This window comes from Bradyrhizobium canariense (assembly GCF_900105125.1).
In the GTDB taxonomy this organism is placed as follows: domain Bacteria; phylum Pseudomonadota; class Alphaproteobacteria; order Rhizobiales; family Xanthobacteraceae; genus Bradyrhizobium; species Bradyrhizobium canariense_A.
In genome coordinates, this window is sequence record NZ_LT629750.1 from 7455610 (window position 1) to 7468711 (window position 13102).

At 62.1% G+C, this 13102-nt stretch carries 14 protein-coding genes; 4 read left to right on the plus strand and 10 right to left on the minus strand.

Annotated elements, in window-relative coordinates; all coding sequences use genetic code 11:
• The first annotated feature begins 37 nt into the window (after positions 1-37).
• Positions 38-508, plus strand: a complete 471-nt coding sequence (locus tag BLV09_RS35190; protein ID WP_146690691.1) for a MarR family winged helix-turn-helix transcriptional regulator — start codon at positions 38-40, stop codon at positions 506-508.
• Between the two features lie 21 nt (positions 509-529).
• Here BLV09_RS35190 and BLV09_RS35195 read toward each other — a convergent pair whose 3' ends face one another.
• Genes BLV09_RS35195 through BLV09_RS35205 form a run of 3 tightly spaced genes read right to left on the minus strand, consistent with a single transcriptional unit; the run spans position 530 to position 3133 of the window.
• Complete coding sequence (locus tag BLV09_RS35195) at positions 530-1312, minus strand: ABC transporter ATP-binding protein (RefSeq protein ID WP_146690692.1); 783 nt, start codon at positions 1310-1312, stop codon at positions 530-532.
• Positions 1309-2106 carry an ABC transporter permease gene (locus BLV09_RS35200; RefSeq protein ID WP_146690693.1) on the minus strand — a complete coding sequence of 266 codons (798 nt, stop codon included), beginning with the start codon at positions 2104-2106 and terminating at the stop codon, positions 1309-1311. The genes BLV09_RS35195 and BLV09_RS35200 overlap by 4 nt, the downstream gene beginning before the upstream one ends.
• Positions 2096-3133 carry an ABC transporter substrate-binding protein gene (locus tag BLV09_RS35205; protein ID WP_146690694.1) on the minus strand — a complete coding sequence of 346 codons (1038 nt, stop codon included), beginning with the start codon at positions 3131-3133 and terminating at the stop codon, positions 2096-2098. Before BLV09_RS35205 ends, BLV09_RS35200 begins: the two co-directional genes overlap by 11 nt.
• A gap of 255 nt (positions 3134-3388) precedes the next feature.
• On the opposite strand from BLV09_RS35205, the gene BLV09_RS35210 reads away from it, so the two are divergent.
• The 3 genes from BLV09_RS35210 (at position 3389) to BLV09_RS35220 (ending at position 5625) form a co-directional block, all read left to right on the plus strand.
• Positions 3389-3712 carry a hypothetical protein gene (locus BLV09_RS35210; RefSeq protein ID WP_174556585.1) on the plus strand — a complete coding sequence of 108 codons (324 nt, stop codon included), beginning with the start codon at positions 3389-3391 and terminating at the stop codon, positions 3710-3712.
• Between the two features lie 314 nt (positions 3713-4026).
• Entirely contained in the window at positions 4027-4806 is a 780-nt protein-coding gene (locus BLV09_RS35215) for an SDR family NAD(P)-dependent oxidoreductase (protein WP_146690695.1), read from the plus strand.
• Positions 4807-4917: 111 nt separating this feature from the next.
• Positions 4918-5625: a FadR/GntR family transcriptional regulator gene (locus tag BLV09_RS35220; RefSeq protein WP_283806874.1), complete on the plus strand. Its 708-nt coding sequence runs from the start codon at positions 4918-4920 to the stop codon at positions 5623-5625.
• Positions 5626-5743: 118 nt separating this feature from the next.
• On the opposite strand, the gene BLV09_RS35225 is transcribed toward BLV09_RS35220, so the two are convergent.
• From BLV09_RS35225 to BLV09_RS35255, 7 genes are all read right to left on the minus strand, one after another.
• Entirely contained in the window at positions 5744-6574 is an 831-nt protein-coding gene (locus BLV09_RS35225) for a carbohydrate ABC transporter permease (protein ID WP_146690696.1), read from the minus strand.
• Positions 6571-7491, minus strand: a complete 921-nt coding sequence (locus BLV09_RS35230; protein ID WP_167559000.1) for a carbohydrate ABC transporter permease — start codon at positions 7489-7491, stop codon at positions 6571-6573. Before BLV09_RS35230 ends, BLV09_RS35225 begins: the two co-directional genes overlap by 4 nt.
• Complete coding sequence (locus BLV09_RS35235) at positions 7491-8768, minus strand: ABC transporter substrate-binding protein (RefSeq protein ID WP_167559001.1); 1278 nt, start codon at positions 8766-8768, stop codon at positions 7491-7493. Before BLV09_RS35235 ends, BLV09_RS35230 begins: the two co-directional genes overlap by 1 nt.
• A 105-nt stretch (positions 8769-8873) precedes the next feature.
• On the minus strand, positions 8874-9710 hold the full coding sequence (locus tag BLV09_RS35240; protein WP_146690699.1) for a carbohydrate ABC transporter permease: 837 nt from the start codon (positions 9708-9710) through the stop codon (positions 8874-8876).
• Positions 9711-9718: 8 nt separating this feature from the next.
• Positions 9719-10576: a carbohydrate ABC transporter permease gene (locus BLV09_RS35245; protein WP_100383221.1), complete on the minus strand. Its 858-nt coding sequence runs from the start codon at positions 10574-10576 to the stop codon at positions 9719-9721.
• A gap of 52 nt (positions 10577-10628) precedes the next feature.
• Entirely contained in the window at positions 10629-11945 is a 1317-nt protein-coding gene (locus BLV09_RS35250; protein WP_146690700.1) for an ABC transporter substrate-binding protein, read from the minus strand.
• Positions 11946-12002: 57 nt separating this feature from the next.
• On the minus strand, positions 12003-13064 hold the full coding sequence (locus BLV09_RS35255; protein WP_146690701.1) for an ABC transporter ATP-binding protein: 1062 nt from the start codon (positions 13062-13064) through the stop codon (positions 12003-12005).
• Positions 13065-13102: the final 38 nt, after the last annotated feature.

The window sequence follows — 13102 nt, forward strand, 5'->3', positions numbered from 1 at the left end:
GATCGGGCTAGATTTTCTTCATCATGGAATTTCAGGGATGTTGAACCGGAAAACCAAGTCAACGGTTGTTTCAGGACGCTCGGCTTCGCACCCGTCGTCTGATTATATCGTCGACAGGCAAGTCGGATTTCTGATGCGTGTGGCCATGCAGCGGCACACCGCGATTTTCATGTTGAGCATGATTGAGGATCTGACCCAGGCCCAGTTCGCCGTTATGGCGAAGTTGCACGAGGTGGGCCCGTGTTCGCAAAATCATCTGGGAAGGCTGGTGTATCTCGACGTTGCCACGGTAAAGGGAGTGGTCGACCGTCTTATACTGCGCGGCTTCGTCAGCACCAGCCGCGATCCTGCCGACAGCCGCCGGCGTGCCATTTCGCTCACGAAAAAAGGTGCTCGAGTCGTGGAGTCGGCAATTCCTGCGGCGTCTGAGATTACCGCCGACACGCTAAAGCCGCTGTCCGAACGCGAGCAGCGGACACTGGCGCGGCTGCTGAAGAAGCTCGCCTGATTCAACATATTCCATCCGACACTACCTCATCAGTCTGAGGTCGGCCTCATTGGCTTGCAAGGTGTTCTGGATTGCCGATCGGAGCATTGGATATTCAGATTGTTTCCACAGCGGCATCCGGATGTCCGCGAGCAAAGCGCAGGCGCGTCCAAACACCAGGATCCGGTCGCCGACGGCCATGGCTTCCTCCAATTGATGAGTAATCAATATGGCGGTGCTGCTGAGTTCGCGGGCCAATTCGACGAATGTCCTTCGCAGCTCGACGGCCGTGACCTCGTCAAGATGCCCAAAGGATTCGTCGGCCAGCAATATCTCGGGTTGCAGGGCGAATGCACGCGCGATCGCGACGCGCTGGCGCATTCCACCCGACAATTCCCGCGGATAGGCGTCGGCGAACTTCTCCAAACCAAGGCGTTTCAGCCAGGTCAATGCCCGCTCGCGCTGTACCTCTTCCGGCGTGCCGATCAATTCGAGGGGCAGACGCACGTTGTCGAGGCTCGACCGCCATGGGAAAAGTCGGTCCTGCTGAAAGATCGTAGCGATGCGGCCGCGGAAGCTTGCGAAGTCGCCATACGGAGTTTTTCCGGCAATAGTGATGCTGCCTTCGGTCGGATGCTCCAGGCCGATCAGAAGATCGAATAATGTCGACTTGCCGCACCCGGTCGGACCGACAATGGCGACCAACTCGGAAGCCTTGATGCTGAGGGTCAACCGGTTGATGGCGACGACAGATTGCCCCGTCGTGGTCTGGCGGAATTCCTTGCGCAGTTGTGAAATTTCGATGTCCGAGGCCGCCGCGCTCATGCTCGCCACCTGAGGACGCGGGTCTCGAAGCGCACCAGCAGCGTCTCGATTACGAACAAGAGCACGACCAAAACCAGCGTCCAGGCAAACACGTCCGAGACCGAAAAGAGCTCCTGGGCGACCGACAGTTGATGGCCGATTCCGGTGACGGCTCCGACCAGCTCGGCGATGGTAACAACCCGGATCGCGAGGCTGAGCGCAATCTTCCAGCTGGTGATGATACCCGGCATGATCGCCGGCAGCAGCAGCTTGTGCAGGAACTGAAGCGGCGTCGGTCGGAACGAGCGCATCATTTGCTTAAGCTCGTGCGAAACGTCTCGCATGTTGTCGAGCGCATCGACGGCAAAGACCGGCGCGCAAACCATGACCAGGACAAATGCGATACGAAACTCGACGCCCCTGAACCAGAGGATCGCGAACAGAATCCATGAAACGACCGGGACCGCCATCAACACCCGTATCATCGGGCGCAGGTACTTTTCGAAACTTTTCGAAGAGTACATGCAAATGGCGACGGCCATGCCGGCTGCAAAGGAAATGATGAGGGAGGCGAGCACGCGAGCCAGGGTTACCGCGACGTCGATCGGCGTGATCGTTGTGAGGCTTTTGGCGATGCGCCCGAGGCCGGGAATTGCGAAAGCAGGGATGCCAAGCGTGGGGGCAAGATAGGACAGCCCCTCCCAGATCACGGCGAAGATCGCGATCGAGACGATCGCCTCGCGGGGAAAATTTGCGAATGCCCGCGGTCCGCGCGCTAACGATGTCGAGGGAGCGGCGTGATCGTCAGGGGGCATAGATGATGGAGGCGTCTGGCATTTTCGGATGGAAACCGGCTGAGACGGCGCGCTCGAACATATCCCAGATACTCTTGCGGTCACTGAGCCACGCGGGTTTGGCGTCGAAATCCCAGCGCCCGCTCTTGACCGCTTCCTTGAGAATGCCGGGCGGAAGCTTCACCGTCTCGGCCGCGATGCTGTCGGCGGCATCCGGGTCATTGCGCAGAAACTGACTAACATCTCCAAGGGCGGCTATGAACTTTGTCGGCAAATCAGGGGCCTTCTTGATGAAATCCTCGCGCATCGCGTAGACCAGTTCCCAACCCGTGTCGCCTGTAAGCTCCTTCCAGGCTTCCCCTCCGTTGAAAATGATCTTGAGGGCTGGGTCGTCCTTCATCATCATCGTTATGATCGGTTCGATGACCATTGCGGCATCGACCCGGCCGGCGGCAAGCTGTGCCCGCGCCACCGCGAAATTGGCGTTTACGAGCGTGACGTCCTTGGCTAGGTCGATCTTTTTTGCACTGGCGTAGATCGAGAGGATCTGAAACTGGCCGGAACCCATGTCTACGGCAAGTTGCTTGCCGCGAAGATCGGCGATCGTCCGGATGTTGGGATCGCGGGTCAGCAAAGCCATGTCGGCAAGCGTTGCTCCGGTCGAGATGATCTGCAGCGGCACCCCTTCCAGCCATAACTTCTGAAAATAAGTCGGGCCGCCGATCAACGTGTCGACCTCGCCGGTAGCCAAACCGGCATAATACGCAGAGATCGACGGATAGACGTGAGCGTCCGCCTCAAACCCGTTATGGGTATCGAAGTTCCGGGCCTTCATAATGTTCACGATAATGGATGCAAACACCGGGAGCGTGAGACTTCCGACCCGGATTTTGGTGGTGTCGGCGGCAAAGACCCGGGTTTCCCTCATGGCCAGGAGAGTCGGCGCAACACCCAAAGTAAAAACCCGTCGAGAAAGTTTCTTCATGACACTCCTGCTTGGAAAGTCCGGGAAAACGCACTTCCGGTGCTGTTGAGTGAAGTGCGGCAAATCAACAATCGCCCCACAGTCCCCATGCCATCTCTGCGCCAGCCTACCAGCCCCTCATATGCATGCAAATGAAATCCGGTTGGCCCTCGAATGTGCGACAAGCTGCAAGAGTCTTCATCGCAGAAACCGTTTGAAGTGCCTCGATGCTGGGCAGCATGAACAGCATCGATGCACGGCGACTGTTTTGTTAAGGCATGGCCAAGCTGTCTCACCGGCTGACGGCACTGCTGGATGTGAGAGACGACGATAACATTGATGCAAATGGGGATGATGGCGAAGCCGATCGATTTGCCGAACGGCCGATCCGGGAAGACGCAGACAGCGGCGTTAGCCCATTTCAACGATATGCTTGGCCGCGCTACGACGCCGCCATCCCGGCGAAGATCGGATCAGGTGTCGAGCACTTTTCCCGGCGACGAAAATGTCGGGGAGATGTATTCGACGCGCGGCTTCTGGGTCCACAGTCCCGACGGGACTGACACCGACTTGCGGCTGACCCGATCCGCCGGCGAAGCCGCAGACCTGCCCGGGACGGCCGAACGGAGTCTGGCCGCCGAACTTTCCAGCTTCTCGATCTAGCCGTCGCTGAACACCTGCAGCGGAGTCCTCGGCTCCCTGGGCCACGCCGTTGAGCCCGGAACGAACTCTCCGTCCCGGATGGCCAGCATCAGCGAATGTCGGTATCGGCGGCTGCGGTTGGCAAGTCATTTCGCGAAATAGCGAATGAGGTCTTCCGTCGCGAGGGATCTGCCCGTCCGTGCGGGCGCAAGTACACGCAGAAAAACTTGTTATAAATGTTGTAATTTTTATAACAGAAATTATAACAAGCACAAAGCCCGGAAGTTCGTTGCGACGGACAATGCGGAGCTGGTCGAGATAAACTGGAGCCGCTGATGCTTGAGGGGGCAGTTGCTTTTGTCACCGGCGCTGGCTCCGGCATCGGCCGCGGCGTCGCGCTTTGTCTGGCCAGCCACGGCGCGGCGGTGATCGTCTCCGATGTAAGTGCGGAAATCAGCGACGCCGCGGCGGCGGACATAAAAGCGGCTGGCGGCCGCGGTTTCGCCGTCGCCCATGACGTGACCCAGTGGGAAAAGGCCGCGGCCGCGCTGGCGCACGGCGCGCGGCTTGCCGGCGGCCCGATTGACATTCTAGTGAACTGCGCAGGTCTGTATTTCTCGGCGCCGTTCCACGAACTCCTGCCGGAGGCGCATGAGAGGCTCTATGCCGTCAATGTCTCCGGCGTATTTGCGATGTGCCAGGCGGCAATTCCAGACATGAAGGTGCGCCGGCACGGCAAGATCGTCAACATCGCTTCTGTCAGCGGGAAGGATCCATTCGCGCGCAGCGCCAGCTATGGCTCGTCGAAATCGGCCGTGATCGGCATGACCAAGTCGCTCGCCAAGGAGCTCGGGCCGTACAACATCAACGTCAACTCGGTCTGTCCCGGCCTCGTCTATACCAAGATGCAGGAGGATCAGTGCCGCCGGATTGCTGACGAGACTGGACGGCAGCCGGAGGATGTTTGGCGTCAGCGCCTTGCGGCTGTCCCTCTCGGGCGCGGGCAGGAGCCGTCCGACATCGGCGAGGCGGTCGCGTTCCTCGCCAGCGACCGCGCGCGCAACATCACCGGCCAGTCACTTAACGTCTGCGGCGGTCAGCAGATGATGGACTGACAACATCCTCCGGTTGATGACCGGACGATTACTTGTCAAAGAACAACCGACGCTCTAGCGTTTTACAATGCGGCTGAGGGAGCGAATTCGATGAGTGCGCGGCGCGTCAGGATGAGCGATGTTCTCTATGGCGACATCGTGAAGCAGATCAATTCGGGAGGGTTCGCGGTGGACCAGCGGCTACCGTCCGAGAAGGAATTCTGCGAACGATTCAGCGTGTCCCGCCCGATCGTGCGCGAGGCGCTGGAGCGACTGCGCACCGAAGGGCTGATCCGTTCGCGGCAGGGAGCCGGCAGTTTCGTCGCCAGCGGCGCGATCAGTATGGCGGCGGCAGAAATGCCGTTGCAGGCGTCATCCGATGTGATGCCGGCGCATATCAACAGCATCGCCGCGATTCAGAAGTTCTACGCCTACCGCATCTCCTTCGAGGGAGAACTCGCATACGCCGCCGCGCGGAACCGCCAGCCCGCAGACATCCAGCGAATCGGCAGCCTGCTGCAGAACATCAAGTCGAGCGTGGCGAGCAATACGCAGGGTATCGATGAAGATCTCGAATACCATGAAGCCATCGCCCAGGCGACGCACAACGAATTCTTTATCGCCGCGTGGAACGCGTCGCGCGGGCAGATCCGCTTTCTGATCGAACTCGCCCGCAGCCTTTCGGCTCTGGGGTCGCCGAACCATTCCGCCGCCGTGCGCTCGAGCCATGAGCCGATCTTCGAATGCATCCGCGACGGCGACGCCGACGGCGCACGGACCCGGATGCGCGAGCACATCACCCGCTCGCAGGAGCGGGTGTTCCTCGGCAAATGGACCTGACGCCAGGGATCAAGAGCGTTTTCGAGCGAAGTGGATACGGTTCGCGTGAAGGAAACGCGTCAAAGAAGAATCCAGAGCTTTCGGTTCAATCTGAACCGAAGCTCCCGGCGGGTCGCGGTCAGTCCTTGCTGCCGGTGGTGGCAAAGGACGCGATGAAGTAGCGCTGGAACACCAGCAGCACGGCCATCGGCAACAGTGCCGTCAACACGGCGCCGCCGAACATCTGGCCGTAGTCGACGTCATATTGTCCGGCAAAGCTTGCGATGGCGACCGAGGCGACGTGATAGTCCGGGTCCGGCGCGATCAGCAGCGGCCACAGATAGGCCTGCCACTGGAACACGAACAGGATCAGCCCGGCGCCGATCAGCGCGGGCTTCGACAGCGGCAGGTAGATCCTGGTGAAGATGCCGAACCAGCCGAGGCCGTCCACCATCGCGGCCTCCGCGAGCTCGCGCGGGATGCCGAGGAAGAACTGGCGCAGCAGGAATACGGCGAGGCCGCTGCCTATGCCGGGCAGGATCAGCCCGGCATAGGAGTTCTGCAGATCGAGGTCGCGGAACACCTGGGCCAACGGCACCGCGATCGAATCGAACGGGATCAGAAAGCTGACGACCATCGCCGCGAAAACCGCGCCACGGCCGCGATACTGCAGCGCGGCGAGTGCAAAGGCCGCCATCGAGCAGATGACGAGGCCGAGGGCGACGGTGATGGCGGTAACCAGCGCCGAATTGAACATCGCCCGTGCGAACGGGCCGGTCCAAAGCGCTATGAGGTTGTCGAACGTCACCTGCGTCGGCACGAAGGTGTGAATACTGAGCGGCGATAGATAGCGAAAAATCTCCGCACTCGGCCGCAACGCGCTGATGCCGGCCCAAATCAGCGGCAGCATGGCCGCGGTGGCGGCCCCGACCGCGATGGCGAGCAGCAGGATGGTGTGTCTCTGTCTCATTGCAGTTTCGCGCTCGTCATCATGCGGAACTGGATGGCAACGACAATGATCACGATGCCGACGAGGATACCGGTCTCGGCCGCTGCGCCGCGTACGTCGCCCGACAGAAAGCCGCGGGTGTAGATATCGTTCATGATGAGGTTGGTCGAACCTTGCGGGCCACCCTTGGTGAGGATTTGCACCGGTGCGAACACCAGGAAATTCGCCACGGTGTCGGCAACCAGCACGAAGGTGAGCGGGCGGCGCAGCTGCGGCAGGGTGATGTAGCGGAACTGCTGCCACGCCGTCGCACCGTCGATCAACGCCGCCTCATACAGCGCGATCGGGATTTCCTTGAGGCCGGCGAGCAGGAAGGTCATCCAGTAGCCGACGCCGATCCAGCTGACGATCAGGATGATGGTGTAGAGCGCCTGGTCCGGCGTGGTGAGGAAGCCTTGCGCCGGCAGGCCAAGGGTCGCGAGCAGCGCGTTGGCCGGGCCGTCGGGTCGGAACACGACGCCCATGATGATCGCGGATACGCTCTGTGGGACCGCGACGGGCAGCAGGATCAGCGTGCGCCACAGCGCGCCGGCCGGCAGCGCGCGATGCAGCACGAGCGCCAGGCCGAGCGCGCAGGCGATCTGAAATGGATTGACGATCAGCGAAAATAGCAACGTTGCGGCAAGCGCGTCGTGGAATGACGGATCGGAAAACAGGAACGTATAATTGTCGAGGCCGAGCTTTCCCGCATGTCCGACATGGATCGATTGCCATAGCGCAAGGCCGGTCGGCCAGACGCGCAGGACCAATACCGCGATCACGGCGGGCGCAAGGAAGATCGCCGCGACCATGCCCTCGCTGAGGGTTGGGCGCGGCGCGGGGACGGGGCCGGTCTTGCTGGCGGCCTCCGTGTTGCCGATGGGGGAGAGAGCGGTCATCATTCCAGTCGGGAGAATGCGGCTTTCAGCGCAGCTTCGGTGCGTTCGAGCGAGGACTTCGCCTCCGCGCCGTTGCGGATGTCGCTGTACATCCGGTTCATGATTTCCTCGAACACGACATAGCCGATGGTGCGCGGCCGGCTGACCGCAGTGTTGGCCAGTTCATAACTGATGATCTTGGCGAAGGGGGCGGTATTTTCCTCACCGGCATCGGACTCGCGCTTGAGGTAGGCGGCGAAGGCGGCCTTGTTCGCGGGCGGCTGCGGCGCGATCGTGCTGGCGAGCAGCGAACCTTCGCTGTCAAGCGTCAGGAATCTGGCGAACTTCACCGCTGCATCTTTCTGCGCGCTTTTCGGATTGACGCCGATGGTCCAGGAGCCGGTCGGGGTGACCGGCTTGCCGCCGGCAAAGTAGGGCATCGGGGCGATGCCGAAATTCAGTTCCTTGGCGAGGCGCAATACGCGCGCATGCCAGACGCCCGCCACCATGTAGGCGACCTGTCCCGTAGAGAACAGCGCCGGCATCTGCTCATAGGCGACACCACGCGGCGCAAGGCCACTGGCGTAGAGATCGCGATACCATTCCGTCGTCTTGATCCAGCCTTCGGTGGTGAGGGCCGGGGTCAGCAGGCCCTCGCCAGTGAGGCCGGGCCCGAAGCCGCGCGATTCGTAAAGCGGCTGCAGCTCGTAGTAGCGGTCGTTCTGGTCGAAGGCGAAACCCCATTTGGCGCCGGCCTTCTGCGCTGTGCGGGCATGGGTCAGCAGGTCTTCCCAGCTAAGGCGCCTGGCGGGATCGGCATCGGGCGCCGCAAGGCCCGCCTTCTTCAGGAGATCCTTGTTGTAGAAAAGGAACTGCGACGTGGTCCAGAACGGGAAGCTCCAGAGCTTGTCCCTGAAGGAGGTGCCGGCGATGGCCGCAGGCGCCGCGGCGGCTTCGATCTCGGCGCGCATCGGCGTCAGGTCGGCGAGAAACCCCTTGTTGGCATAGGCCGGCACGCGCGGCTCGTCGACGGTGTAGACATCGACGCTGGTATCGCCGGCGCCGAGGCGTGCCTGGATCTGCGCGTTGAGCTGGTCGAACGGAACGTTCTGGGCCTGGACCTTGATGCCGGGATTGGCCTTCTCGAACGCAGCGATCACGGCGTCAAAGGCGCCAGCCTTCTGCGAGGAAAGGAAACCGATACGTGCGTCCTGCGCCAGGGCCGGTCGCGAGATCAGCGGAGCGGCGAGGACGCCGGCACCAAGCGCCACGGCCTGGCGGCGGGTAATGTTGACCATGAAAGTCCCTCCTCTGGTTTCCGGTGGCCGGGCGGCTGGCATCCCGCCGGTCTCGGTTACTATTGTTTACATGTTTACATCATTGGCCCGGCAGAGGCAAACTTGTTAACCCTTGACCGCGCCGGCGGCCATCCCGGCGACGAAATAGCGGCTGCAGAAGGCGAACATGATGAACAGCGGAATCACGATCAGCGTCGCGCCGGCCATCACCTCGCCCCATCGCATATCGATGCCGGCGAGCAGCGAGGCGAGGCCGACCGGCAGCGTCTTGTTGCTATCGCTCGAAAGCAGCACGAGGCCGAACGTGTAATCGGTCCAGGACAGCAGGAAGGAGAAGATCGCCACCGTCGCAAGCCCCGGCAGCGACAGCGGCAAAATCACGCGCACGAACGCGCCGAGCCGCGAGCAGCCGTCGACCATCGCCGCTTCCTCCAGTTCGAACGGCATCGCCTTCAGGAAGCCCCACAGGAACCAGACCGCGAGCGGCAGTGTCATGGTGAAATGCGCCACGACGAGCGATGGCAGCGTATCGATGAGGTTGAGCGCGGCGAAGATGGAGGTCAGCGGAATCGCCAGCAGCAGCGGCGGGAACATGTAGGCATAGAGCATCGTGCCGATGATCGCCTTCTTGCCGCGAATCTTGAAGCGCGACACCGCATAGGCCATCGTGATCGATATCGCCAGCGTGACGACGACCGTCGCGGATGCGACGATGATGCTGTTCCAGAACTGCAGCAGGAAATCGGTGCGGCGGATCAGCGTGCGGTAATATTCGAGCGTGAACGATGTCGGCAGCAGCGAATGCGAGGTGTAGAACACCGCCGGTTCGCGGAAGCTGCAGATGATCATGTAGTAGATCGGGAAGGCCGAATAGACCGCCAGCAGCAGCGCCAGCGCGTATTGTCCGGTCCTGGCGAGCAGCGTTCGTACGGTCGAATGCATGGGAAATCTCACGTCTCGATCGGGAAGCGGCGGAAGAAGACAACGAGTGCCACCGTGAGCAGCAGCAGCGATAGCGTGGCCACCGCCGCGCCGCCGCCGATGTCATAGAGGCGAAAGGCCATGTGGTAGGAAAGCACCGGCAGGTGTTCGGTGCCGCCGAGCGGCCCGCCTTGCGTCATCAGCCAGATCACGTCGAACTTGTTGAACATCCAGATCCCGCGCAGCAGCACGACGACGACGAGCACGTCGCGGATGCCCGGAAGCGTCACGTGGCGGAAGCTCTGCAAGGGGCCGGCGCCGTCGACGCGCGCGGCGGAGTAAAGCTCCTCGGGAATGGTCTGCAGCGCGGCAAGGACGCAGATGGTCACGAACGGCGTCCACATCCACACGCTGACGCCGACGACGGTGGCGAAGGCGGCGAGGGTCGAATCCGACCAGACGAAATTGTGGATGCCGAGCGCCTTCAGCCAGTGCGTGAAGATGCCGACATTGCCGTCCAGCATCCACTGGAAGGTGATCGCGACCACCACGGTCGGCAGGATATAGGGCAGGATCGCAATCGCCCGGAACAGCGCCTGGCCCCTGATCGGCGTGTGCAGGATCAGCGCCGAGCCGATCCCGAGCACGACCTGCAGCGCGACGGTGAACACGGCGTAGCAGGTGCCGGTCCACAGATCGCGCCAGAATTCCGGCATCGCCAGGATGCGCTGGTAGTTCGCAAGTCCCGTCCATTTGCCGGCCGCGACGAACGAATTCACCGACTGGAAGCTGAGAATAATCGCCTGGATCGCCGGCACGATGATCAGGATCGTGGTGACGGCGAGGCCGAACAGCAGGAATATCCGAACGGTGGCATCTGGCTTCAAGAGAAGGCTTCCCGGCTATATTTTCGGATATCCGCTGTTCGGTCCGCCGCGATCAGGCCGCTGTGGCGCGCCGCATCTTCTCGGCGGCGATGCCCACCGCTTCGGCCGAGGGCATCTTCTTCAGCGTGGCGTTCTGCAGCATCTCGTTGAACGCCAGCGACTCGAACACCTTGGCCGCCTTGAGATTGGCGCTCGGGCCCTGGGTATCGATCGAAGCGATGGTCACGTCCGGGCGGGTGATGAAACCGCGCATCTCGGCGACGAGGTCCGCGTGTTTCTGCAGCATCGGATGGCTGCGCCAGCGCGGGTCGTCATAGATGTCGAGGCGGCAGGGCTGCTGATGCACCGGCGCGGCATGGAGCCAGTCGATATATTTTTCCTTCGCAAACCAGGTCATGAACTTCATGCTCTCTTCGGCGCGCGGCGTGTTCATCACCACGAAGCCGTCATAGCCATGGGTGACCGCCTTTTGCTTGCCGGTGCTGTCCATGTAGGGGAAGGCGCCGACCTTTGCGGCGATGTCCGGCGCCTTGTCCTCCAGCACCTCGATGAGGCGGCCGGAATAGGTGGCGTGCGCGACCTGCGAGCTCGAGAACAGGCCGAGTGACTGCGCCCAGCTGGCCTGTGCCATGCCGGCGGGCATGGTTGGGTACAGCGAGGTAAAATAGTCGAGGGCGGCGATCGCCTTCTGGCCGTTGTCGCCCTTGTCGAACACGATATCGAGCTTGTCGTCGAGGAACTGGACGCCTTCGGCGAAGTGGAAGCCGGTGGACATCCACTGCGTCGCGCCGGTGTTGCCGGTCGGATGGAAGCAGCCCGCCATCTCGCTGGTCTTCAGCTTCTCGGCGTTATCGCGGTACGCGGCCCAGTCGTTCGGTACCTTCAGTCCCTTCGCCTGGTACAGATCCTTCCGGTAGTAGATCATGCAGAAATTGTAATCGTAGGGTAGCCAGTATTTGTTGCCGTTGTAGGGAAACAGGATCTTCGGTCCCCACTGATATTGGTCGACCAGCTCGTTCATCGGCACCAGCAGGTTCTGGTCCGCGAGCAGGATGACGTCGCCGATGAAGCCGAGCGCAGCCATGTCGTAGGGCGAGCCCGAGCGCATCCCGCTCGACAGCTTCGGATATTCGTCGGCGGGCGCCACATTGTCGAACAGGACGGTGACGCCGGTCTGCGTTTTGTAGTCGGCGACGATCTTCTTCAGCGTCTCGATGCTGGCGATCGCGGTCTCGGTGTTCATCAGGCGCAGCGTGACGGCGCCCTGCGCCCTGATTGCGGGCGCATAGAGCGCGCCGGCAGCGCCGGCCGATGCGGCAAGGAAGGTGCGTCGCGACAGTTTCGGCGGGCGGTTTGAAAATCTCGTCATGGTATCCTCCTTCATGTTTTCTTGTCTTGTCGTTGCGCGGCGCGAAGTTTCGGCCGGTCAGGCTGCGCGGATCGCGCGGCCGGAACCGGCATCGAACAGATGCGCGACCTCGGGCGTCGGCACGATGCGGATGGTGTCGCCGGGCGCCGCGCTGATCCGCTCGCGGAATACGCAGACCACGGGCGTCGTGCCGAGATTGGCCATCACATGGGTTTCCGAACCGGTCGGCTCGACCACCGTGACCTCGGCCGGCAGGCCCTTGTCCGACAGCATGAAATGCTCGGGGCGCGCGCCGTAGATCGCGGGGCGGCCGTCGGCATTGGCGGGGATGCCGCTCAGCGGCAGGCGGATGCCATCGGCGGCCTCGAACATGCCGCCGCGCACCGTGCCCTCGATCTGGTTCATCGCGGGCGAGCCGATGAAGCCCGCGACGAACAGGTTGGCCGGCCGGTCGTAAAGCTCGAGCGGCGTGCCGATCTGTTCGACGATGCCGTCGCGCATCACCACGATCTTGTCTGCCATCGTCATCGCCTCGATCTGGTCGTGCGTGACGTAGACGGTCGTGGTCTTGAGCTTCTGGTGCAGCGCCTTGATCTCGGCGCGCATCGCGACGCGCAGCTTGGCGTCGAGGTTGGACAACGGCTCGTCGAACAGGAATACCTGCGGCGCGCGCACGATGGCCCGGCCCATCGCGACGCGCTGGCGCTGGCCGCCGGAGAGCTGGCGCGGATAGCGATCGAGCAACTGCCGCAGGCCGAGCACGTCCGCCGCGCGATCCACGCGCGGGCCGATCTCGCTCTGCGGCATCTTCTTGAGCTTCAACGAGAAGCCCATATTGTCCGCCACCTTCATGTGCGGATAGAGCGCGTAGTTCTGGAACACCATCGCGATGTCGCGGTCCTTCGGCGCCAGATCGTTGACGACCTTGCTGCCGATCCTGATTTCGCCGTCGCTGATGTTCTCGAGGCCGGCCAGCATCCGCAAAAGCGTGGATTTCCCGCAGCCGGAGGGACCGACCAGCACGACGAACTGGCCGTCGGCGATGTCGATATCGATGCCCTTGACCACCTCGAAACTGCCGAAGCGCTTTCTCAAGCCCTTGATGGTGACTGGTGCCATGCGTTCCCCCTGCGTGTGATTGGCGCATCGGCTCCGGC